Annotated in this window: 19 protein-coding genes; 5 read left to right on the top strand and 14 right to left on the bottom strand. The window is 34.6% G+C overall.

Going from position 1 to position 23,562, the window contains the following annotated elements:
* Positions 1–322 precede the first annotated feature (322 nt).
* The gene (locus OM967_RS07515; protein WP_264337858.1) at positions 323–1,660 is read left to right on the top strand and encodes an ankyrin repeat domain-containing protein; all 1,338 of its coding nucleotides are present in this window, start codon (positions 323–325) and stop codon (positions 1,658–1,660) included.
* Positions 1,661–1,720: 60 nt separating this feature from the next.
* On the top strand, positions 1,721–2,719 hold the full coding sequence (locus tag OM967_RS07510; RefSeq protein ID WP_211907975.1) for a pyruvate dehydrogenase complex E1 component subunit beta: 999 nt from the start codon (positions 1,721–1,723) through the stop codon (positions 2,717–2,719).
* A 2-nt stretch (positions 2,720–2,721) separates the two neighbouring features.
* Here OM967_RS07510 and OM967_RS07505 read toward each other — a convergent pair whose 3' ends face one another.
* Positions 2,722–3,078, bottom strand: coding sequence for a TrbC/VirB2 family protein (locus OM967_RS07505; protein ID WP_007302624.1), 357 nt, complete (start codon positions 3,076–3,078; stop codon positions 2,722–2,724).
* Between the two features lie 198 nt (positions 3,079–3,276).
* Here OM967_RS07505 and lepB point away from each other — a divergent pair, with 198 nt between their 5' ends.
* Positions 3,277–4,062, top strand: coding sequence for a signal peptidase I (gene lepB / locus OM967_RS07500; protein ID WP_264337857.1), 786 nt, complete (start codon positions 3,277–3,279; stop codon positions 4,060–4,062).
* 3 nt (positions 4,063–4,065) lie between these two features.
* On the opposite strand, the gene OM967_RS07495 is transcribed toward lepB, so the two are convergent.
* Genes OM967_RS07495 through iscU form a run of 4 tightly spaced genes read right to left on the bottom strand, consistent with a single transcriptional unit; the run spans position 4,066 to position 7,171 of the window.
* A complete protein-coding gene (locus OM967_RS07495) occupies positions 4,066–5,967 on the bottom strand; it encodes an Hsp70 family protein (RefSeq protein ID WP_250120341.1) in 1,902 nt (633 codons plus the stop codon).
* Complete coding sequence (locus OM967_RS07490) at positions 5,945–6,403, bottom strand: iron-sulfur cluster co-chaperone HscB C-terminal domain-containing protein (protein WP_250120340.1); 459 nt, start codon at positions 6,401–6,403, stop codon at positions 5,945–5,947. Before OM967_RS07490 ends, OM967_RS07495 begins: the two co-directional genes overlap by 23 nt.
* Entirely contained in the window at positions 6,396–6,782 is a 387-nt protein-coding gene (locus tag OM967_RS07485; RefSeq protein ID WP_006012614.1) for a HesB/IscA family protein, read from the bottom strand. Before OM967_RS07485 ends, OM967_RS07490 begins: the two co-directional genes overlap by 8 nt.
* Positions 6,783–6,787: 5 nt before the next feature.
* On the bottom strand, positions 6,788–7,171 hold the full coding sequence (gene iscU, locus OM967_RS07480; RefSeq protein WP_007302620.1) for a Fe-S cluster assembly scaffold IscU: 384 nt from the start codon (positions 7,169–7,171) through the stop codon (positions 6,788–6,790).
* A 176-nt stretch (positions 7,172–7,347) separates the two neighbouring features.
* Here iscU and ftsY point away from each other — a divergent pair, with 176 nt between their 5' ends.
* Entirely contained in the window at positions 7,348–8,259 is a 912-nt protein-coding gene (gene ftsY / locus OM967_RS07475; protein ID WP_211907967.1) for a signal recognition particle-docking protein FtsY, read from the top strand.
* Positions 8,260–9,338: 1,079 nt separating this feature from the next.
* Here the strand turns inward: ftsY and radA are convergent.
* Positions 9,339–10,682, bottom strand: a complete 1,344-nt coding sequence (radA, locus tag OM967_RS07470; RefSeq protein ID WP_250120339.1) for a DNA repair protein RadA — start codon at positions 10,680–10,682, stop codon at positions 9,339–9,341.
* A 66-nt stretch (positions 10,683–10,748) separates the two neighbouring features.
* Entirely contained in the window at positions 10,749–12,020 is a 1,272-nt protein-coding gene (locus OM967_RS07465) for an MFS transporter (protein WP_250120338.1), read from the bottom strand.
* A 734-nt stretch (positions 12,021–12,754) separates the two neighbouring features.
* On the opposite strand from OM967_RS07465, the gene topA reads away from it, so the two are divergent.
* Entirely contained in the window at positions 12,755–15,205 is a 2,451-nt protein-coding gene (gene topA, locus OM967_RS07460; protein ID WP_211907961.1) for a type I DNA topoisomerase, read from the top strand.
* A gap of 184 nt (positions 15,206–15,389) precedes the next feature.
* On the opposite strand, the gene OM967_RS07455 is transcribed toward topA, so the two are convergent.
* The 7 genes from OM967_RS07455 to OM967_RS07425 form a co-directional block, all read right to left on the bottom strand.
* A complete protein-coding gene (locus tag OM967_RS07455) occupies positions 15,390–16,274 on the bottom strand; it encodes a P44/Msp2 family outer membrane protein (RefSeq protein WP_211907959.1) in 885 nt (294 codons plus the stop codon).
* Positions 16,275–16,374: 100 nt separating this feature from the next.
* Entirely contained in the window at positions 16,375–18,393 is a 2,019-nt protein-coding gene (locus tag OM967_RS07450; RefSeq protein ID WP_211907957.1) for a type IV secretory system conjugative DNA transfer family protein, read from the bottom strand.
* A 30-nt stretch (positions 18,394–18,423) separates the two neighbouring features.
* Positions 18,424–19,416 (bottom strand): P-type DNA transfer ATPase VirB11, encoded by a 993-nt coding sequence (gene virB11 / locus OM967_RS07445; RefSeq protein ID WP_019236952.1) that lies wholly within the window; start codon positions 19,414–19,416, stop codon positions 18,424–18,426.
* A gap of 1 nt (position 19,417) precedes the next feature.
* Positions 19,418–20,929 carry a TraB/TrbI/VirB10 family type IV secretion system protein gene (locus tag OM967_RS07440; RefSeq protein ID WP_211907955.1) on the bottom strand — a complete coding sequence of 504 codons (1,512 nt, stop codon included), beginning with the start codon at positions 20,927–20,929 and terminating at the stop codon, positions 19,418–19,420.
* Between the two features lie 16 nt (positions 20,930–20,945).
* Positions 20,946–21,737, bottom strand: coding sequence for a P-type conjugative transfer protein VirB9 (gene virB9, locus OM967_RS07435; RefSeq protein WP_019236950.1), 792 nt, complete (start codon positions 21,735–21,737; stop codon positions 20,946–20,948).
* Entirely contained in the window at positions 21,724–22,404 is a 681-nt protein-coding gene (locus OM967_RS07430) for a VirB8 family type IV secretion system protein (RefSeq protein ID WP_211907953.1), read from the bottom strand. Before OM967_RS07430 ends, virB9 begins: the two co-directional genes overlap by 14 nt.
* A 72-nt stretch (positions 22,405–22,476) precedes the next feature.
* Complete coding sequence (locus OM967_RS07425) at positions 22,477–23,562, bottom strand: GTP cyclohydrolase II (protein WP_264337856.1); 1,086 nt, start codon at positions 23,560–23,562, stop codon at positions 22,477–22,479.

The raw sequence follows: 23,562 nt of genomic DNA, 5'->3' as shown, positions 1-23,562 counted from the left end.
TCATGTACCTTTGACCATTACAGCCTCAAAATACATAAACTTACAACAACTTTCTACTAATTTTTTCAACTATTACGGAAAACGAGATAGCACAACTAGTGCAAAACATTTTGCCACACAACTATATAAACATCTGTTTTCGCCAAGTTAGTTCGTACAATAAATGGTGTCATAAAAGTATGTTTTCTACAATCTCATCAAAAACATGCTTACCAATTTTTGGAAACAGGAAATTTTATTTTATATAAAATATAGAATTTTGATAAATTTAACTTTTTTGTGAGATTATGCAGAGATAAAAATAAATTTAGAGGGAAAGGTTATGGCAATAGAGAAGGAGAAGTTTTTTGAAATAATAAATGAGGTAAGTGAAAGTAGCGATTTGGATGAAGATAATTTACTTGAAAAAATAAAGAATGAGTTAAAAGGAAAAGATGCAGGAGAGTACAACAAGTTTAGTAAAAATTTTAGTAAAGAACATCAATTTAGTATAAAAATTTCAGAAGAAGCTGCAGAAGATTGGACGTTGTTACATCTTGTTACAGCATGCAACAATCTTTTGATAGCGGAATTTCTAATGAAAAAGAAAGCAAGTGTTAGCGCTCGAGTAAAAGATGGATCTAGAAATGATGGAATAACTGCTTTGCATATTGCTGCTTCTTGTGGACATGAAAGCATGGTAAAACAACTACTAAGTGATGATCGAGTGAATCCTTCATTAAAAAGTAAAAATAAGACTCCAAGGGAGGTGGTAGGTAATACAGAAAATAAGGAAGCGATAGTACAAATGTTAGAGGAGGCAGAAGAAAATCATTCGCGAAAGAAGATAAAAGGCTTTCACATCCAAGTTGGAGAAGGAAGTTGTGACCACTCATCTCAGAATGATAATATAACTCGAGTCAGTTCATTTGTGAATGGAATTACTAAATTAGGAAATGATAGAGAAAAATCAATAGCAGTGGAAATACAAATGTGGAATGAAAGAAGGAAAGGGAATAATGATAATATTCAGAGTGAGCAAATCGCTTCTCATTCTATTACTGGTGAAAGTGTTAGTAGTGACGACAGCGGTCTAGAGTCTGAGGCTACATTTGATACTTCTTTCTGCTCTGAAATAAATAACGATGGAGCAGCTAATGAAGTTAATGACCAAATTTTAGAAAGTCTGCAACCTCAAATTCAGTTGCAAGATAGACAAATTCGGAAGTTAGAAAAGCCAGGTAAAGAATTAAAACATGTTGAGAAAGAACTAGAAAAATTAAAGAGTGACTTAGCTGGACATGAGAATAGGTTAGAAGTACTTGATAAACTCAGTGAAGAGAATCAATCACTAAAACAACAAATACAAGATCTAAAAAGTAAAAATACAACACTTAATAGTGAATTAAGCAAAACCAAAGCAAATAAAGTATTACTAGAAAAAACAGAAAAAGCACAACTGTCTTTCTTAAAAATTGCTTCTGTAAACTTTGCAATCATGTTGACAGTAGGTGTTGCCTTTAGTGTAGCCTTCCAATTACCAATTCTATTGATGATTGCAACTTCTGTGATGTCTTCATTGATAGTCGGTGGAGTTACATACGCACTATCACAGCAACCTACTGAATTAAAAGAAGTAAGTATTCAATGCTCAATGCAACATGATGCTTGTAAAACTTAACTTGTGCGCTTCCTGGTAATTTTGATATAGTTATTTCAGTTGAAATTTACAGATTTACAAATGGCAAGCTTAAGTGTAAGAGAAGCGTTATGCACGGCAATCAGAGAAGAAATGCAAAATGACCCTGATGTATTTATCATGGGTGAAGAAGTTGCAGAGTATGATGGTGCTTATAAAGTAACAAAAGGATTACTGAAAGAGTTCGGAGAAAATAGGGTAGTTGATACACCTATTACCGAACATGGATTTGCTGGTCTTGCTGTTGGAGCAGCGTTTGCTGGGCTCAAACCTATTGTTGAGTTTATGACTTTTAATTTTTCTATGCAAGCTATTGACCAAATTGTGAATTCCGCAACAAAAACAAATTATATGTCAGGTGGACAACTTGGATGCCCTATAGTGTTTCGTGGACCAAATGGAGCTGCAGCAAGAGTTGCCGCACAACATTCTCAGTGCTTTGCATCTTGGTATTCGCATGTTCCAGGTTTGAAAGTAATAGCACCTTACTTTGCCTCTGATTGCAGAGGTCTGCTTAAAGCTGCAATTCGTGATCCTAATCCAGTAATATTTCTAGAAAACGAGATCGCTTATGGGCATGAACATGAGATTCCTGATTCTGAGCTATCAAATAAAGATTATCTACTTGAGATAGGCAAAGCTGCTGTTATACGGGAAGGAAAGGATGTAACTATCACTGCTTTTTCATTGAAACTAATGGATGCGTTAAATGCAGCAGATTTACTCTCTAGTGAAGGAATAGAAGCTGAAGTTATCGACCTCAGAACCTTAAGACCACTTGACACTGAAACAGTTATTAACTCTATTAAGAAGACCAATAGATTAGTAAGCATAGAAGAGGGTTGGCCATTTGCAGGAATAGGAGCAGAACTCTCAGCCATGGTTATGGAACAAGGATTTGACTACCTTGACGCTCCGGTTGTACGGGTAACCGGCAAGGATGTCCCCTTACCTTATGCTGCAAACCTAGAAAAGAAAGCATTACCACAAGTGGAAAATATAGTTGAAGCTGTGCACCAAGTCTGCTTTAGAAAGAAATAGTCCTATTGACTCTTTTTTTTATCTCCCGTTCCACATTCTTCCATAAAAGAGGCATTTGTAGAGTTTATACCACCCATTACTTTTATGACAATAGTTTTAGCGCCAAAAAACACAGCGCAAAATACACCGAGGGCGAAAAGAGCAGGCCACGGCATTCTACCAAATATTGCAAGTAAAGCTGCTCCTATTATCACTACGGTCATAAGCGGTCCACCTATTCCCCAAACGTAGCCAATAATATTACATATTACTTGAGCAGTTGTATCGTCATTAGAGTTAGCAGCACTTCCAACATGAGAAAAAGAAATAAATAATACTATAAGTAGAATACAAAAAACCTTTCTAATTGTAGGGTTCATCCCTATACCTTAAGTTTAAATATTATAATTATATCTAAAATAGTATAATTTTCAGTAAAACTAGCATTGTGATTTATACAATATTGCATAGCAAATGATGTCTATTGGTTATCAATCACTGTCAATTACTTAAGGGCTTATTTCGACTTTCGAAAAGAGCAATAACACCCATGAGTAAAATTTCACATTACCACTTTTATGTGTTATGATAAGCTTAAATTTATAAAGAAAATAAAATTGAAAGAATTGAGAGAGAACCGGATAGCAAGAACGAGAAAGTTTTTATCTTCACTGTTTTTTTTGCTACTAATTGCGCTATCAATACGTAGTTTTTTACTTGAGCCATTTCATATTCCTTCTGGTTCAATGAAAAGCACTCTACTTGAGGGAGATTATATTTTTACTAGTAAATATTCATATGGTTATAGTAAACACTCTTTTCCATTTTCTCCAAACATCTTTAGCGGTAGAATCTTTTATACCCCTCCGGAGCGTGGTGATATAATAGTTTTCAAGCCTACAAGAAATGACAGCATTAGATTTGTTAAGCGGGTAATAGGAATACCGGGCGATAAAGTGCAAATGATAGAGGGGGAGTTATATTTAAATGATCAGAAAGTAAAGCGAAGACAAATTGAAAATTTTTTTGATTATGAGTCAAAGCGTAATATAGCAAGATACATCGAAACACTCCCGAGCGGCAAGGAGCATGAAATTCTAATAGATAATCTTTCTAACAAGTTATCATACAATACTCCAGTTTATTATGTGCCTGATGATCAATTTTTTGTTATGGGAGACAATAGAAATAATTCTTTTGATAGCAGGTTTTCTGAAATTGGGTTAATACCAACTGAAAATATAGTTGGGCGCGTAAGCATGGTTGGTTTATCGTTTAAATTAGGCAAAGTTGATTGGTTACCGTTTGATTTTAGGTTACCTATTGCTCTGAGATTTGACAGGGTACTTCACAAAGTTTTATGAACTCTATCTGTCTTCTGATTCGCATAACTCTAAAGCAGAGTTTTCTAACTCAGAGATAGCATTATTAATGTTGTCTAAGTCATTTTCCTGTAAAGCGTCTTTTGCGTTCTGTAGTAAAATTTTTAACTTTTGCTCAATGGAAACATTTTCAACTAGATGTATGAGCTTGTTACCGTTAATTTTAGCCTCTGCAAGGGAACGAGCCTTCATGTCTTCATCAAAGTTACTTACTGACTGATTGACCATATCTTGAATATCTTCTTCACTTAAGCCAGAGCTTGAATTTATTTCAACTGTCTGTTCGACTCCAGTAGTTTTTTCTCTTGCAGTGACAGTCAATATTCCATCAATGCTAACTGTAAATCCTATTTCAACTTTTGCAGAACCTGCAGGCAATTGTGGTATACCTTTGAGTTCAAATCGTGCTAGAGATTTATTATCTTTTATCATTTCACGTTCTCCTTGACAAACGTGAATTTTCATTGCTGTTTGCCCGTTAGCGTAAGTTGTAAACTCTTTTATTTCTGAAACTGGTAGTGGTGTATTTCTTGGTATAATTTTTTCAACTATTCCCCCCATAGTTTCTATGCCAAGTGATAAAGGCAGCACATCAAGGAGAATATTCCTATCTTTTGAGTTTGAAGTTAAATAATGAGCCTGCAAAGCTGCCCCATTGGCAACTGCTTTGTCCGGATCCACATCATTCAGCACTTTATTGCCAAAGAGCTTGATTAGTGAATTTTGCACTAATGGCACTCTAGTTGCGCCACCAACTAAAATTACCCCTTTTATATCATCGATTTTAAGATCTATGTTGCTTATAGTACGAGTAACTATATTTATAGTCTTATTAACCAAAGGACTGATTGCTTGCTCGAATTCTTCTTTGGTAATTTTGCACTTAAATAATTCACCATTGATGCTGAATTCAAAAGTGCCAGAGGTATCTTCACTTAGGTACTCTTTTATAGCACGTATATTGCAGATACCAGTTTTAGTGTATGAATGTTGTAATTTGTAGGTAGTTGTATCAGATGGTGTCATTCCAGTGCTTGACACTGGAATCCAGTTCTTATTATATAACTTTCTGGTGTGTTCACTTGCAATCAAACTTTCTGGATCCCAGTGTCGGAGCACTGGGATGACACTAGAGCATTTTTTATTTAAACCTACCTGTTCTCTATACTTTTCAAGCACGATTAAACTAAGTAGATGATCAAAATCATCACCACCAAGTTTAGTATCACCACCAACTGCAAGAACTTGAAACACTCCTTGATGTAATTTTAATATTGAAATGTCAAATGTTCCACCACCGAGGTCATAAACTGCATATATGCCACTGTTATTGTTCTTTTCAATGGAGTAAGAAAGTGCTGCAGCGGTTGGTTCATTAATGAGGCGAAGAACATCTATGCCAGCTAATTTTGCTGCATATTTGGTTGCGTTACGTGCTGAATCATCAAAATAAGCTGGTACAGTAATCACTGCTTTGTTAACTTTCATCCCTGTGAATTTTTTTACCCTCTTGCATAGAGTTTTTAGTATCTCAGCAGAGATCTCAATAGGAGTGAGATACTTTTCTTCTGAGCATTTTACCCTAATAACTTTTTCACTTTCGTTATCTATTTCACAATTGATACCTTCTTTATGCAAGTCTTTAACACTTTTACCCATTAAGCGTTTTATAGAGCAGATAGCGTTTTCGCCAACATCGTAGCCTACTTTTAGTACATCCTTTTCATATGAAATGACAGAAGGTAATAGTTCACGACCTTGCTCATCTTTAAATATTTCTACATTGCCAGCTTTATTTACCATGGCAATTAAAGAGTTAGTAGTTCCAAGATCTATACCAAAAACTACCTCATTTGAACTTGGTTCAGAAATTTGAACTGGCCGCATTTTCCTTTATCTCCTCAAATGACTTATATAAATATCTCAATCTAAAAACTTGCGTAGAAGCTTCATCAAAATTTTTTGTAGCAAAAGCATTAATTAGGTTTTTAGTACAATCTTTTACCTTTTCATCAATCATCCTACTTGCAAATTGTAAATCATCGCAGTCTAGAAAGTATTCTCTTATTTCCATTGATTCATTTAATATTTCAGGATCAAGATGCTCTTTTTTGCTTTGTACGTCAAAAAGATCCAACAAATGTTCGGCACGCTTTAGCGGTGACTTCAGTACCTGATAAGCTTTGTTGATATTTTCCATATTTTTGGACTCTCTTTCATTTATATCAGTTTTGCTTAGCTCAATATATTTTTTCTCCAGCTCATCAAAGCTGATGTTAAAAGCCGGTTCAATTCCAAATAATGTGAAATGGTTGCTAGACATGAAAACTCTCTCCACAACCACATTTTCCTTTCTCATTAGGATTTTTGAAAATAAAACCTGATGAGAATTTTTCCTCTACATAATCCATTTCAGAGCCAAGGATAAACATGATAGATTTTGGATCGATCAGCACCTTGACTTTTTGATCATCACTGCAGCTTTCTTCAATTACCGACTCCAAAGGACGAACATCATATGCATATTCAATATCATATTTTAAACCAGAGCATCCTTTTTGCTTAATTAGAACTCTTATTCCTATTGCTTCTTCAAGGTTAGCATGCTTCTTTTTGTCCAATAAAAACCTTACCCTCTCTACTGCATTTGCAGTTAGAGTGATAGGTTTTTTAACAGAATTTACTCCTTGAAATTCACTCATATTCCTCAATGTTTTTGTTTATTTTGATAATCATGAATAGCAGCTTTTATAGCATCCTCAGCAAGTACTGAACAGTGTATCTTTACTGGCGGCAAAGACAATTCTTCCACTATTTGAGTATTCTTTATCTTTGTTACATTCTCAATAGTTTTTCCTTTGATCATTTCTGTAAGCAAAGAACTTGAAGCTATAGCAGAACCACAACCAAAAGTTTTAAATTTTGCGTCTTCAATAACACCTTTATCGTTGACCTTTATTTGCAGTTTCATTACATCTCCGCATGATGGTGCACCAACTAAACCAGTACCAACATTTGGATCATTTTTATCCAGAGAACCAACATTCCTTGGATTTTCGTAATGATCTAAAATTTTCTCATTATAACTCATAGATTACCCGTAAACCATTACTTACATTATAACATATTTAGGTTAAAAACTAAAGTAAAATACACTAGCAAGCGGTACATTTTACTCATAAAATATATAGGTTACGAGTGTATTTACTTTACAAATACATATAGTGCATGTCATTCTTTATATGGTAATTTTAGAAGGAGTATTTCTTGAGTTTATTCAGTAATCTTTATCAAGGACTATTAAAAACCTCCTCCCGTTTTAGTGATGGAGTAAAAAATATTTTTTCTGGCAAAAAAAAATTAGATCAGTCGCTTTTAGATGATCTGGAAGAGCTGCTGATTAGCATGGATATAGGTCATAAAACTTCTAGATTGCTTATTGATAAGCTCGCAAGTATCAAATTTGAATCAGAAGTTGAACATAACATTATCACACAGCAGTTAATGAGCGAAATAAAAACAATATTAAACCCTGTTGTGCAGCCGCTCATTTTGAATAAAAAACCACACATAATAATGGTATGCGGAGTGAATGGTAATGGAAAAACTACAACTATAGGTAAACTTGCCCATAAATATAAGGAAAAAGGAAAATCCGTTATGCTTGTTGCGTGCGACACATTCAGAGCTGCTGCGAGTGAGCAATTAAATATTTGGGCAGAACGTTCTGATTGCTCTATTGTTACTGGAGAGCACGGTAGCGATTCTGCAAGTGTGGCATATAGAGCTGTAAATCAAGCGATAAAAGAGAGCGTTGATGTTGTTTTGATTGATACAGCAGGAAGGCTACAAAACAATGTAAATCTCATGCAAGAGCTGTCAAAAATACATAGAACGATAAAGAAATTGGATGATACTGCTCCTCATGATGTTATTTTAGTTCTTGATGCAACTACTGGCCAAAATGCTTATAGCCAATTAGAGGCGTTTAGTAAAATGGTTGGTGTTACCGGGTTAATTGTAACAAAGCTAGATGGTACTGCCAAAGGTGGAGTAGTGATTGGGCTTGCAGAAGCTTATAAGGTGAAATTACACGCTATAGGAATTGGTGAAAGTATAGAAGACCTGAGGGAATTTACTGGCAAAGAGTTTGCTGAAGCGCTGTTTAAATGTGATTGAAGATTTCCTTTAACTTTTTCATATGACCAAGCTTCAATTTTTAGATGGTGTCATTCCAGTACTTCCTATCCGAGTAGCCTTTTCTTGCCATCCCAGTCTGGGATCCAGATTGCAAGTGGGTTGGGTGAGCCGTTATAGATAGCTAACGTATAAAAATTACTTCCGCATATTTTCAATCTCATTATAATTACAAATAGAGATATTTTAAGAGCTCAAAATCTATCTTTAGTCTGCAGACTTTTTAATCAAACTTATTAAAAAATGTATTCTTCAGTGTATATCTGTCGTATGTGCACTGCATTTTTTTTCTAACTCTTTTTTATACAGGAGGATTTTATGTCCAGAATTCCAGATACTTGATCTTTACTTTAGCCAATAAAAATCAATGGGCGCCCATGGTTTTTATAAAGAAAGTATAAGAAAAAAAATATTTTAAAGAATATGAAATAAGGATCTAATATGTTTTGTGGGCAACCAAAAACCACTTCAGCTTGTCACTCATGCCTAAAAAGTAATTATATTAATGTAATATTGATACTTGTATACTAACATAAATATATTTTAAAAATTTAAGGAGTATATTATGACAATGTCTACCACAAATTAGTGAGAAATTAGCAGCTAGCGCAAAAAGTCTCTTTGATGAGAGCGAAAAATTATTGCTTATAGCAGAGGAAATACACAATCAAGATTTAATGTATCTTTAATCATAAAAAAGAAGATATTCTACATCTTCTTTTTTTTATGCGATAATTAGCTACTTGTTTTCGTATTCGTCCAGACAAGGTAGTTATGAGTAAAAACAGCAAATGGTCAGTGCGTGAAACTGGAATCCAGCTAATTTGGTAAACACTTTACAATTTTTTTGATGACGAAAAGACTGGATGCCAGTGTCTGGGCACTGACATGACAGGAGTGTGAGATAAGGTTACATACATACTCCAACAGGTATGATGGTGTCATTCCAGTGCTTGACACTGGAATCCAGAAAAAAAGAAGCCTATGTCACCTACTCAGATGACATTATGGAAGCTGGGATGACATCCTTCTCACAAGCACAATGTTCATGCAGATAATATTTAACTTTGATTGAAGACCTCTTTTAACTCTTTTATATGACCAAGCTTAATTATCTCTATATCATGAGAAGAATAATTGCCATTTTTAGGCATAATCGCTTTTTTGAATCCTAATTTCTGTGCTTCTTTTAGTCTGAGATCAGCATGCGAAACGTTTCTAATTTCTCCTGAAAGTGCAACTTCACCGCAGATTATTGAAGAAGTTGGTAGCGGTAAATTTACTAAACTTGAAATAAGGGAAGCAGCAACAGCAAGGTCAGCTGATGGTTCCTGTATTTTGAGTCCTCCCGCAATGTTTAGGTATACTTCTTTATCATGCAAAAACATTTTACAACGAGCACTTAGAACCGCGATTATCATAGCTAATCTATTAATATCCCAACCAACTACTGCTCTTCTTGGAGTTGCCATATTAGTCCTTGCTATTAATGCTTGCACTTCCATTAAGATTGGTCTTGAGCCTTCAACTCCTGCAAATACGGCGCTGCCAACTACTTCTCTATCATGTACGGTCAAGAATAATGATGATGGATTATCAACAGGCATGAGTCCTGCTTTAGACATCTCAAAAACACCAATTTCATTTGCAGGGCCAAATCTATTTTTAATAGTACGTAAAATGCGATATTGATTACTATTTTCACCCTCAAAATATAGTACTGTATCTACCATATGCTCCAGGGTTTTAGGTCCCGCTATTTGTCCATCTTTCGTTATATGGCCAACTATTAAGAGAGAAACACCATATTGCTTTGCAAGAACAGTCAATTCATGAGCGCAGGTACGGACTTGAGTTACAGTTCCTGGTGCTGATGTGACTTTGCTATCATACATAGTTTGTATAGAATCAATTATCAAGAACTTAATACTTTTATTTTTCCTTATTGTTGCTACTACATCAGTTAAAGATACTGTAGATAAAAGCTTAATTTTAGGTTCATTTATCTTAAGACGCTTTGCTCTGAGGCTCACTTGCTCTAAAGATTCCTCGCCAGATACATAAAGACATTCAAAAGAGGAAAGTTGTACAACATTAGCTGCAATCCTAAGCAAAAGAGTAGATTTTCCAATTCCAGGTTCACCACCAATTAAAATGCTAGCACCTTGAACGATACCTCCACCAAAAACTCTATCTAACTCTTCTATTCCTGTTAAAAAACGATCGGGGGTAATAATTTCACTATCTGATAACGCTTTTATTGAAATTGGTGCAGATGTACTTCTCGTTTCTGTTTTTAGTACTATTTCTTCGACAACCGTATCCCAACTGTCACATGCAATACACCTTCCTACCCACCTTCCAGTGCTATGACCGCAGAATTGACATACGTATGCAGTTTTCATAAAAGCCAAAATTATAATTGTAATAAAAATTAGCTAAATAAGTGAAATAAATTTAAATAGAGAAAATTACCAATCACACTTTTTATCTTGTGGTTTTATTTGCAATATTGCTACTAAGCTGACTAATAAGCAAAAAATTACATAAAGCCCAGCAGCAAAGTCTATTTTAGGAAACATTATAGTAAACCAAGTGCATATCATAGGAGTAAATCCTCCATGCAAGGCAAAAGAGATGTTGCGTGATAAGCTAACACCACTAAATCTAACATTAGTAGGAAAAAGCTCAGCAGTAACTATCCCTATAGGATTAATACCCCTCTCGATTATAGAAAGAGCCATCACACTCAACATGATTATAAGATAGCTTTTATAGTAATATGCAATAGATAACATAGGACAACATAATACCATTGTTATCACTATAAATAAGATTGCAGTGCGTTCTCTTCCTGTTTTATCAGCTAAAATTCCAAGCACTATTGAAGATATCGGCATTAATATACTGGTTATAATGAGTACAACTTCGTTGACATACGTTGTTACATAAGTTTCAACAGACACTATTTCTTTTGCAATTGTTCTAAGAAATATGGTAAATCCAACAGCAACATTAACAGGTACAGATATTAAAATGGCAAGTATCAGGGCTCTCTTATAGCGTTTTGTAAGCTCTATTATTGGTAAATTAGGTAAATTTCTTTGTTCTCGATTTTTTTCATACGCTGGAGTTTCTCCTAGTGTATATATACTATATGCGCTTATTAATCCTAAAATGGCTGAAAAAATAAACGGCAGCCTCCAACCCCAAGCGTTAAAATCAGTGGTTTTTTTACAGATGATCACTGCAGCCACAGAGAGCAATATGCCAATGGAGCGACCAAAACTTATTATTCCAAAAAACATTCCTAGTTTTTTCTTATTAGGTAAATGCTCTATGAGATAAACAGAGCTACCTCCTTGCTCAGCGCCAAGTGCAACCCCTTGTATCAGATGGATTGTAAGAAGCAACATAGTAGAGGTTATTCCTATTTTACTATAACTTGGAATAAACGCAACGAGACTAGAAGGAATCGATATTAGCAAGATAGCAATCGTTAACGCCATTCTCCTTCCATACCTATCACCAATGTGACCAAATACAGATGCACCAAGTGGTCTTACCATTGCACCCATTCCTGCAATTCCAAACAATTGCAATATGCTGTAGTAGATATCTTTTGCATAACAAAATTCTCTACTCATTATATTAACCAGATCAATAAAGAGCATATGGTCATACCATATTGCGATTCTACAGAGTATTGTTGCAATCAATACTCTTGTTTGTTGATTGTACACTTAGTTTAATTTGTAAATGTCTACTTATTTTTATTTTGGCTGCTTTTTAGAACTTTGCAACTCAAGCGTATGGCTTATGTGTAAATATTATTAAAATTGGAACTTGCATAACCAGCCAGTCTGGGATCAAATAAAAAAATCTGGTCATCCGCTGGAATGAAATGGTGGAATGTCCTTCTTGTCATTCCAGTACTCCTTTTCTTGTCATCCCAGTGCTCCGACACTGGGATCCATTTTTCCATCATCAGAAACGTTGATTACTTTTATACTCGTAAATTTAACTGGATCCCAGTGTCGGAGCACTGGGATGACACCTCTCTTAAATTACTTTAGCTACAAATATCAAGAAATTTACCAAGTAGAAAAAAGACAAAAGAAACCCCCTATTAGCTAGCTCTAATCCTGAAAATTGGCCTGTCTTAAACAACCCGTTTCAGCTTATATGGTTAAAAAACTGGAAGTTTTGTAAAGAAATAAGATGCACATAGTGCAAAAAATTAAAAATAAGACGACAACTGCGTTATGCTTTTGTCGTTTAATCTGCACAGACGAAGATAAATAGTATAGCGTTATCCTTATGGTAAGGGAGTTGAAAAAATTTATAAAGCAGGTTCTTTCATTAGTTTTTTTGCGAACATCAAACAATTACTTAGAAAAATTGGAAAGACCATTAAAATATTTTTTTACTTTTTATTCTATATATTTCAACATATTACCTTTAAGTACTAATAATTATGGCATTATTAATAGTTGAGTCGCCAGCAAAGGCAAAGACGATAGGTAAATATTTGAGTAAAGAATTCAAAGTGGCTGCATCTTTTGGCCACGTCAGAGATCTGCCAGCGAAGAATGGTTCTGTTGATCCTGATAATGACTTTGCCATGAAGTATGAGATTATTGAAAAAGCAGAAAAGTATGTAAAAGAGTTAGTCAAGGAAGCTAGTAAAACATCAGATATATACCTTGCAACAGATCCAGACAGAGAAGGAGAAGCAATAGCTTGGAATGTGATAGAGGCACTAAAGGAAAGAAAAGCAATCAATGATGAAAGCAACATTCATAGAGTAGTCTTTAACGAAATAACAAAAAGAGCAGTGCAAGAAGCTATAAAAAATCCACGTGAAATTAATATGGACTTAGTGCGTGCACAGCAAACACGCAGAGCTTTGGATTATCTAGTTGGATTTAGCTTGTCACCGCTGCTGTGGACAAAATTGTCGGGAAGCAAATCTGCAGGGCGAGTGCAGTCTGTTGCATTAAAGCTTATATGCGAACGAGAGGATGAAATCAGTAAGTTTATAACACAGGAGTATTGGAGCATAAAGGCAGAAATGCAAAATAGCAAAGATGAGGCTTTTTTTGCTATGCTAAGCCACTATGACAATAAAAAGCTAGAAAAATTTGATATTAAGAATGAAGAAGAGGCAAAGAACTTAGTCAGGGAGATCGAGTCAAGGCAGTATGCTGTAAGCACAGTAGAACGCAAGCAAGTTAAGAGAAACCCGCTTCCTCCATTTATCACCTCAAGTCTTCAGCAAGATGCAGTGAATAAACTGTATTTTAATGTGAAAAATGTTATGCGAGTAGCGCAAAATTTATATGAAGGTATCAATATTGGTGGTGAAACCGTAGGATTGATAACTTACATGCGTACAGATGGGTTTCATATTGCAGATGAGGCTATAAACTCAATCAGGGGATCAATTAAGTCATTATATGGTGATAAATATTTACCGCATTCTCCTCGTAAATATGTAAAAAAGGTCAAAAATGCTCAAGAAGCACATGAAGCAATCCGGCCAACTGATATTAATAGAACGCCGGGTAGTATTAAGGATTACTTAACGCCAGAGCAATTTAAATTGTACGATTTAATCTGGAAAAGAACCATCGCAAGTCAAATGGAATCGGCGATTCTTGATCAAGTGGTAGTTGAAATTAGTTCTATTGACCAGAAAGTGATTCTGCGAGCAAGTGGATCAAGTATATTCTTTGATGGTTTTTATAAAGTCTATCAAGATAACATAGAAGCCGAAAATGAAGGCCTGCTACCTTCCATGAAGGAAGAGGAAGCGTGCAAGTTGATTTCTGTTGATCCGAAACAGCATTTTACTCAACCGCCACCTCGTTATAGTGAAGCGAGTATAGTAAAAAAAATGGAAGAAGTCGGTATAGGTCGCCCATCAACTTATGCAACAATTATTTCGGTATTACAAGATCGTGAATATGTTTCATTGGATAACAAAAGATTTATTCCAAGCAGCCGCGGTAAGATCGTGACTATATTTTTGGAAACTTTTTTTCAGCGTTGTGTAGAGTATGACTTTACAGCACAAATGGAAGAAAGGCTTGATTCAATCTCAAATGGACATGCAGATTGGAAAAAAGAACTAGGCTATTTTTGGGTGCCATTTTTTAATCATGTAAATTCTGTTAAGCAAATGACACATGATGAGATTTTTAGTGGTATTCATGATTTGGTAGTCAATTGGTTTTGCTCAGAGGAAGGAAAGGAAGAAATAGGTAAAAAATGTCCTAATTGCTCTGGTGGTATATTGAAATTAAATTTTGGAAAAGCCGGTGTGTTTCTTGGATGTTCTAACTATCCTGCATGCAATCATACAAAAGAAATTACGGACAGTAATGACAATTCAGAATATCCAAAAAGTTTGGGTATAGATGATGTGACAGGCCAAGAGGTAATGATCAAAAAAGGTCCTTTTGGACTTTATCTGGAGTTTAATAGTGAGTCAGAAAAGAAAAAAAAGATTTCTGTACCAAAAGATATAAATGTTAATGATATTGACCTAAATACCGCCACTCGATTACTTTCCCTGCCGAAAATAATCGGAGAACACCCAGAAACTGGAAAGGAAGTAAAAATAGGTCTTGGACGATTTGGATACTATATTCTCTATGATGGTCGATACTTTTCTCTTAAAAAAAGCTCTAAGGAGGTATTAGACACACAATTAAACGAAGCTATACAAATTATTGAGAGCAGCCCACGCAAAGAGCTAAAATCTCTTGGTTTTAATGAAAAGGGAAAAGAAGTTTTTATCTGCAACGGTAGGTACGGATTCTATATAAAATGCGGTAAAACAAACGTTGCTTTGGGCAAGAATGCAGATATTGAAAGTATAGATCTGAAGAAGGCTTTAGAGTTAATTAAGAATAAAAAGTAGACTTCTTGCATAACCATTCTTTATATGTTCTTTATTGTTGTTCCAGCCCTACACGCTGGAACTGAGAAAAAAGAGCCTGAATTACAAGAAAGAAAATATTCAGATAACGAGAAAGTTGTCACCTGGTTAGCAGCTACAGTCGTGTGACGCAGACATGCTACCAGGAAAATAGTCTCTATCAGAGTTAAGCTTTGCTTGCAAAATGAAAAGTAAGACCAGCTTCTATACCGTGTGTGTGAAACACTTGATTGCCTATACTGATACTTTCTTTGTGTAACTTCTGGTCCGATGGTTTTTGACTTTTATTCAATTCTAATATCTTTTTTCCATCTGGGTTTACCTGTTGCTTTGCTTTCATTTCTCCTAACACCTCTGCTTCAAAATCAACATTACTACCAAGAACACCAAAACCTCTATATCCGATGTGCATATTTATATCTTCGTTTATACGATAATCAAAGCCAGCTTTCAATTGACCTGCAGGTCTTATTGACGATTTTTCAAACATTGTCATTCTTGTTGCACCAACTCCAATACCAACGTAAGGAGAAAAAGAGAAACTATCACTTTTCCAATAATGATAAACATTTGCCATTACAGATGCGTTTTCTACTTGGTCATGATTAATTACAGTTTTATACATATAAGTTTTTTTATTAGCACTCTCACCAACGTCTTTTAGATACGAAACAGTTACTTGATTACTTGATAAACCAACATTATCTACTTTTACAGAAGAGTACATCCCTTCCAATTCAGCTCTATAGCTATTATTGCCTAGTTCTCCTGTGTAACCAAACGTTACATTTGCAGCAAAAGGTGGGTTATAATCTCCTTTATACTTACTTATTAACTGACCTTCTGTTCTCTGAGCATCTATGTCATTTATAGATACACGGTTATCATCTGTAGCATCTTTGCCTCCAATTTTTGCTTTCAACTTACCCAAGTTCAAATATTGACCGTAATATCCACCACCAAAGTAAAATCCTTCTGTTTCACTTGCAAAAGATTGTTGTGACAACAATAAAGCAAGTGCCGTAACTGCTAATGTTTTTTTACTCATCATGACTATTCCTCTAGTTAAAATAGCTAATCTAGTACTAATTAATTAAAAATGATTTAATATGAAAAAACTAATTATTTTCTAAACTAAAAAATAGGTAAAATTAACCTCTATCCTCGATTTTATTGCCGTCTAGTTTGTCCTCATCTTCAAATTCATCATCATCGTCAAATTCATCCTTACTGTCTTCATCATCAAACCCATCATCGTCTTCCTCATCATCAAAACCATCACCACCTTCAAATTTATCATCAATATCCTCGTCTTCAAATCCATCTTCAATCTCTGGCTCATCGTATATTGCATCTTCAGTTTTAGCTTCAACAGGATAATCAGCAGCTTCAATAGCATTACTCTCTTCTTCATTACTAATCTTATCTTTGTTAGCAGCAGAAAAGACCTTGTTTGGATCATATGGCTCTTGTGTAGGCACACGTGTTGGTTTAATCAGCCTCCTTGTGAATGTGCTATCACTATAGTACAAAATTTTCTTTGACTTAATTGGATAAGTCGATTCTATCAAAATTATTTGATCATCACGTGGCAGCATAATAATTTCTTGAGGTAAGAGCAATGCTCTCTGTGTTTCAGAGATATGCAATGATCTTGATGCAGGATTCAAGTCTAAAAATTTAGGTTTGTTTAATGATTCTTGTTGTACAGTTTTGTTTCCTATAAGCTGAGATATCAAATTAGCCGTTTCAATATTATTGGCTGCAAAAGTTATTCTATAGGTTGAGTTTGATAAAAAGGAGTTCATTCCTGCTTCTTCATATATTCCTTTAAGCTGTTCAGTATCTTGAACGATTAAAAATAACCTTACTCGATAGCCACGAAAGTATGCGATGCCCGTTTGAAATTGCTCCATTTTTCCAAGTGTTGGAAACTCATCCATTAAAAATAATACGCCGTAAGGCTCGTCATCCGATGGCAATTTTCTACATAAAAACTCAGTTGCCTGTTGGTAAAAAACCTGCATTAAAGGCCTGAGCCTAGTTAAGTTATCAGGAGTTAAACCAACATAAACTGTAGTTTTCTTCTTTTTAAAATCCAAAATATTAAAATCACTTGATGCAGTTGCAGTATCGATCAATGGGTTTGCCCACAATTCAAGCGACGAGTTCATAGTTGACACAACACCTGATCTTTCTTTGTCAGCCTTTTGCAAAAAAGCTGCAATGTTCATATACGCTACCGGATGTATTATTTTACCCATTGTGTCCAAAACTACAGCAAGATTGTAAACTACGTCATCGCTACGCATCGTACGCACAACCTCACCAAAAGATTTAACTTTCTCTGGTGCAGCAAGTAAATATAGTACCACCCCAACAAATAAGCTTCTTGCTTCGTTTTGCCAAAAATCTTGTTCAGGCATGATTAGGTTAGCTATTTTTTGCACATCGTCAACCATCTGTCCAGGTTTTTCACTAATCCATTCCAGTGGATTATAACAATGGCTTACCCCATCTGGCTGCGCTGGGTTCCATACATATACTTTTTGTCCTTGTCGCTCTCGCCAACCACTTGTTATTTCATAGTTCTCTAATTTTATATCATGCACAATTACCGAATCATTCCAAAATAACAAATTAGGAATTACAAAACCAACACCTTTACCAGAGCCCGTAGGTGCAAAGAGCAATGCATGCTGAAACCCATCAGCAATAAAATATCCTCTCTTATCTTTACCAAGCAATAGACCTTTTTTGCTTCTTAATCCCGCTTTTCGTATGTCTTTCTCTGATGCCCACTGTGAATCTCCATGAAGTGATTCTTTCTTTTTAAATGGCCGCCACTCAATTAGTCTTTCTCTCACATTCCACAAAATAATCATCAAAACAATTTGAGGCAGTACAGAAGATACAACTAATTTAATTTTGAGCTCAAAGCTATATAGCTCTGGATGATGCCAACAATATTGTATATGATCAAAAATTGTCGGCCAGAGAGCTTGAGGAAAAGGTGTCAAGCTAGGATTAATTGCTCTAAAATCTACACCATCTGGACCGTCAACAAACAGATAGAATAATATACCAGACAAATAGAAGCAAAATTCAAGTATGCTAAAAGATACTACACCTCCTATGAGAATATTGCGTAGGTGATTTCCATTACTCATAAACTACTTTTTCTTAACTTACGTATAAATTTAAGTATTTTCATTTGAAGATCTAGTAAATAATATTTCAGAAATGCTTCTTTTTCCACCACTGGTCCTTTTGAGTTGAATAACAATGTCAATTACATTTCTAATGTATGGTATGATCTGATCTGGGGGAATGCCAAGATTTGCTTGCATAACCATAAGTTTTATTTGCTCAAGAGCCATTGCCGGACTATCCGCATGAAGAGTTGATATTGACCCTGGGTGGCCAGTGTTTATTGCTCTAAGAAAACTAAAAGCTTCTGCTCCACGCAGCTCACCAACTATTATTCTATCTGGTCTTAAACGTAAACATGCCTCTATCAAATCTTGAGTGGTCACTTTTGCCCTGCCTTGCCCTCCTTTAGAAGCAATTAAATGGACTTTATTGGGATGATCATTCAAAACTATCTCTCTTGCATCTTCAACAGTAATAATTCTTTCTTCAGATGGAATAGCACGCAAAGTAGCATTAGTAAAAGTGGTTTTACCAGTGGAAGTTCCACCACTAATTATGATATTTTTCTTACTTATTACAGCATATTCTAAAAACTCTTTTATTTTTTTTTGTTTCAGTAGCAAATCTAGATGACGATCTACTGGATTATCGGTCACTCCTATAACAGTTTCAGAAAAAGCCCCCATTTTTTCATAATCATCCAATGCCAATTGCATAGAAGAAGGTTTACGAATTGAAATGACTACTTTATCAGGCTCACATGCTGGAGGAAACACTATCTGTATACGATAACCATTTGGTAATGTAGCTGAAAGCAGCGGTGTCTCTTCGCTCAGTTTTTGTTCTGTAGCTTGAGCAATCAACCTGCTAAGAGATTTTAAATGATTAAGATCAAATATTTCTAACTTTTCGCATCTTATTTCACCGCGATTTTCAATCCATACTTCCTTCGGTTTATTTATTGATATTTCATTTACACCTTCCTCTTGAAATATGCCTTGTAATGGCTCCAAATATGTATCAAGTGCAGCATAGTTCATTTCAGTTATTTAATATTGACTGTGGAGGAAATACTATATCTTGGTTAACAAATACTTTCAATGAAGTTCCTTGATTAACATAAATAGTTGGTTTTTTATCTACACTCCTATCAACTATATCTCGCATGTCTTTGGAAAAATCATTGATTGACTTCCCTATTGCTTCATCATAAACAGATTTGCTTCTTTTCTGAGTTTGCCTCAACAGTTGACGTACATCGTCTAAAGTTATACCGATATTATCACTAGTAATTGCATCAACTCCACTAGCTCCAGAACTTTTTATCACACTTACTATTTCTTCCTTTATTATTCTCAGCAAATCCTGATCACTTTTAGCATTTCGAATTTTTTCAATAGCCCTAATACCCAATTTCCATTTTTCGTCTCCTACCTTCCCAACTTCAGTTTTTATAGAATTCTCCAATCTCTCAACAATAGCCCCTTTGAGAGAAGAAATATCTATTTCAGTTGCAGTAATAGACTTCACTGCATCCATGGCAGTTAGCGCATCGATAAGATTAGAGGCTTTTTGTCCTACAACAGCTGAACCAATCGAAACACCAGCAAGTGCCACTGAAGAGAATAATGCACTTGCTATTTTATTATCAACTATTCCAGCTATCCCTGCCCTTCCAAGCTCATCGGTACCAGATGATGCAATAGCAACATCTATACCATGAGGAAGAATGATCCTATTCCAATTTATGTTCACGCGGGCTTTTGCAACATTTGAGTCGAATGAATAACCACCTATTAACCTTGAACCTTTTGGTATTAAAATTGTATCACCAGTTTCTGCATAAACGTCTCTACTAACAACAGCACGGAGCATTCCTTGTAAGTCAGAACTTATTGCAGTTTCAAGAATAGCGTCAATAACTTTACCTTGAATAATCATTAAACCAAGCTTTCCAGCTTTGGTAGCTTTGCTCGATTGTGCTGAGGTATTGGATAAAACAGCATCTGTAGCTTTACCTTCCCCACTACTACCTGAAATTGCTAACATTTGTGCACTACGTCTGTCTCTAGGATAACCGCCACCCCCTATTGTAGGAAATGAAGTAGGCAAATTGCTAATAACATTACCAGAAGGAAAATTTTGCTTTGGTAAAACAGGTATATTTGACAAGGGAATTTCTTTTAGTTGCTCTTCTTTTTTTGTCACTTCCTCTTTTTTGATTTGTTTTACTTCTGGTATGACTTGTGGAATAGGAAGAGGAGGTAAGGGTGGCAAGAGATCAGTTACTACTCTTTCGGAAACTATTGCATTATCTGGAACTTGTTCTAACTTTCCTTTCAATTCTTGAATGTTTTGCTTTGTTTCCTCTTTTTTAACAATCTCTGGACCCTCTTTATTAGAAGGACTAAAATAAAGATAGTACACTCCACCAACTAAGAGCGCTACCATAACTATCATCAATGCCTTATAACCTTGATTAGAGCCAACTGTTACTACCTTGCTTTCTATCTCTGATTCATCTTCTACACTATTATGCCTTTCTTTACTCATATTATATGTACCACAACTAAAGTGACCTATTTATAACTTCAACTTCACTACCTTCATAACGCATTAATAGCTTTTTATGTACTCCTTTTATTACAACATAATCATCAAATAACAGCCTTTTACAGGATTCGCCTTCTATAAAAATCTGAGGAATTTTATTACTATTTCTAAACTTTAAATAGGTTAAATAACCATCATCGAATAACTCAATTGGAACTATATCTACGTTACCACCTTCATCAATATATGTATAGTTGTACCTCGTATTATTTTCTTGTATTATTTTTTCTGGCTTTTCTGTAATGTATTGCATTTGAGTAGGTAAAGAAACCTCATCTAAATCAACATCAAATTCATCTTCTTCTTGAGGATAATAAAAACGTATTACGTAAGATATATCCTTTTCAACGGAATAATCATGATCCACTTTTTTAGCATCAGTATCTGGGTATTTATCGTAATTTGGTCTTGAAATTAGATCAAAAATGTAATTTCTCTTTTTAGTTGTCGTAATAATCATGTTAGTGCGACTACTGACTTCAAATGGCATGACAAGCAGTTTATTATCATAAGGATTAATTTTCCAACTTGATGCATCACCAACAGCAATATTTTTGACTTTTTCCCCTTCTGCAAACTCAATATAAGAATAGTAACCTTGACTAAAAATTACTGTAAACACCTCATTAGGGCTATATACAAAAGTCTTTATTCTACTATCTACAGAAATAGGTTTATTATTAATAGATGCATTTAAGTTGCCACTTATTAGTAAAGCTAAAACTAACAATATCCTACACATATTCATCATCTACTCTATATGAAATAACTTGAAACCCTAACGGGTTAATATATCTTTGCTGATCATTCATTTCAAGCGATGCATATTTATACGACATCACAACTATCTTATTTTTCCTTGAGGAATTTCCATCTTTTCGTGTAAATTCTATAGAAAATCTCACTTGAAGAGCATCGTTACCTAATTTTTGAATTGAACGAATTTTCAACTCACCTTTAGCATCTGAATATAAATTAAAAAGGTCATTCATATTCTGCGATTTTATATAATTGCTAAATTCACTATATACACTAGGCGAAGAAAACAACCTTACTTTTGTATAATAATTATAATTATAATTATATGGATCAAAAACCTCCCTTGCTTTTATATACTCTGAAATAAAATAATCGTTCAGCGTTTCATTTGCAGAATATTGTTTTACTGTAACAGGATCAACCAATTGCACTATTCCTGACTTTTTATCAATTTCTATAACGAATGGCTCAATAGTGCTACTTGTGCTAATTTTAAATATAGCTAATATGCTTATAGAAATTGCAACTAGTAATATTAATGTAAATAAAAGTAAAGTATTTCTCTGAGCAACAACTGTGCTATAGCGACTTGAATTCCAATTTATATCCTTATCCAATGAATCATTACTTTTTTCTTGTTTTAAAAATTTCAGCATCTCAATATTCTTAAAAATCTTAACTTATATTAATTAACATAGCAAGCTAACAAAGTAGTTATAACAAAAAAGCTAATAAACCCTTAATCCATGGCCTAACTTGCCAAATTTTGTTTCCATATATGAATCATTATATTCATTGCGTTCCATAATAAGTGGTATACACTTTGTAACTTCTATACCGTTATTTTTCAACTCTGATAACTTTCTACCATTGTTTGTAAGTAATTGTATTTTGTTAATGTTCAATTTCTTAAGTATTTTAGCTGCAACAGCAAAGCTCCTTTCATCATCTTCAAAACCCAATACTCTATTTGCATCAACAGTATCAAGATTATATTTTCTTTGCATACTGTATGCTCTTAACTTATTAGTTAAACCAATGCCTCTCCCATCTTGCATCAAGTATAATATAATGCCATTCCCAAAGTCGGTCATTATTTGAATCGCTTGATGTAACTGGCTTCTGCAATCACATGATAAGCTGTCTAATAAGTCTCCTGTATAGCATGAAGAATGAATTCTCACTAATGGCTCATTATCTTTATCTGGATTGCCAATGATAATTGCATAATGTTCTCTTCCGCCACTTTTGGTTCTATAAGATATGATATCTACTTCTTGAGTCTGTTTTAAAAATAATGATGTTTTGCACACTCCATACACACTATGATTTTGTTGAAAATCATTCACAAGTAACGTATTTAGTGCAATAATGTCATTTTCTTCACACCAATTTCGCATTTCATGTTTATTCTCAAAAGTCATATCAGCCACTAACGCGTATGGCAATAATTCTGAGAACTTAAGCAAGGCAACAGCATAAGCATCTATTGTCTTTGAGCATTGCAACTCTTTTATCCAATCTTCCTTTGAACAGTTTATTAAATGGAGCAGTTCATCAAAATTGCTTATCAACAGACGTTTGCTACTATGTTCTTTACTCTGACATATGTATTTTACCTTACTTGCAGTCAAAGTAACATACACATTACCTGATATAAGCTTATATTGACTAAATAAATTTTTTTCTAAAGTTTCAGCAGCAGCAAGCAATAGATAGTTATTTTCATCATCATATATTAAAATTGGAAGACCACGCCTGACTTCACTGATGGCCCTTTCTACTTTATTTCTACTTTGATTTCCTATAAACAT

This window comes from Wolbachia endosymbiont (group B) of Dolichovespula media, assembly GCF_947179505.1.
Taxonomy (GTDB): domain Bacteria; phylum Pseudomonadota; class Alphaproteobacteria; order Rickettsiales; family Anaplasmataceae; genus Wolbachia.
This window is presented reverse-complemented; position numbering and strand designations above follow the sequence as displayed.

Bases quoted from the DNA above. Each gene is read 5' to 3' on its own strand.
- virB9 (WP_019236950.1), bottom strand. From the start codon at position 21,737: ATGAATATGTGTAGGATATTGTTAGTTTTAGCTTTACTAATAAGTGGC.
- radA (WP_250120339.1), bottom strand. From the start codon at position 10,682: ATGAAAACTGCATACGTATGTCAATTCTGCGGTCATAGCACTGGAAGG.
- OM967_RS07455 (WP_211907959.1), bottom strand. From the start codon at position 16,274: ATGATGAGTAAAAAAACATTAGCAGTTACGGCACTTGCTTTATTGTTG.
- iscU (WP_007302620.1), bottom strand. From the start codon at position 7,171: ATGAGTTATAATGAGAAAATTTTAGATCATTACGAAAATCCAAGGAAT.
- OM967_RS07440 (WP_211907955.1), bottom strand. From the start codon at position 20,929: ATGAGTAAAGAAAGGCATAATAGTGTAGAAGATGAATCAGAGATAGAA.
- OM967_RS07485 (WP_006012614.1), bottom strand. From the start codon at position 6,782: ATGAGTGAATTTCAAGGAGTAAATTCTGTTAAAAAACCTATCACTCTA.
- OM967_RS07490 (WP_250120340.1), bottom strand. From the start codon at position 6,403: ATGTCTAGCAACCATTTCACATTATTTGGAATTGAACCGGCTTTTAAC.
- OM967_RS07430 (WP_211907953.1), bottom strand. From the start codon at position 22,404: ATGCTGAAATTTTTAAAACAAGAAAAAAGTAATGATTCATTGGATAAG.
- topA (WP_211907961.1), top strand. From the start codon at position 12,755: ATGGCATTATTAATAGTTGAGTCGCCAGCAAAGGCAAAGACGATAGGT.
- OM967_RS07425 (WP_264337856.1), bottom strand. From the start codon at position 23,562: ATGTTTATAGGAAATCAAAGTAGAAATAAAGTAGAAAGGGCCATCAGT.
- OM967_RS07450 (WP_211907957.1), bottom strand. From the start codon at position 18,393: ATGAGTAATGGAAATCACCTACGCAATATTCTCATAGGAGGTGTAGTA.
- lepB (WP_264337857.1), top strand. From the start codon at position 3,277: ATGTGTTATGATAAGCTTAAATTTATAAAGAAAATAAAATTGAAAGAA.
- OM967_RS07515 (WP_264337858.1), top strand. From the start codon at position 323: ATGGCAATAGAGAAGGAGAAGTTTTTTGAAATAATAAATGAGGTAAGT.
- OM967_RS07510 (WP_211907975.1), top strand. From the start codon at position 1,721: ATGGCAAGCTTAAGTGTAAGAGAAGCGTTATGCACGGCAATCAGAGAA.
- virB11 (WP_019236952.1), bottom strand. From the start codon at position 19,416: ATGAACTATGCTGCACTTGATACATATTTGGAGCCATTACAAGGCATA.
- OM967_RS07495 (WP_250120341.1), bottom strand. From the start codon at position 5,967: ATGCGGCCAGTTCAAATTTCTGAACCAAGTTCAAATGAGGTAGTTTTT.
- OM967_RS07505 (WP_007302624.1), bottom strand. From the start codon at position 3,078: ATGAACCCTACAATTAGAAAGGTTTTTTGTATTCTACTTATAGTATTA.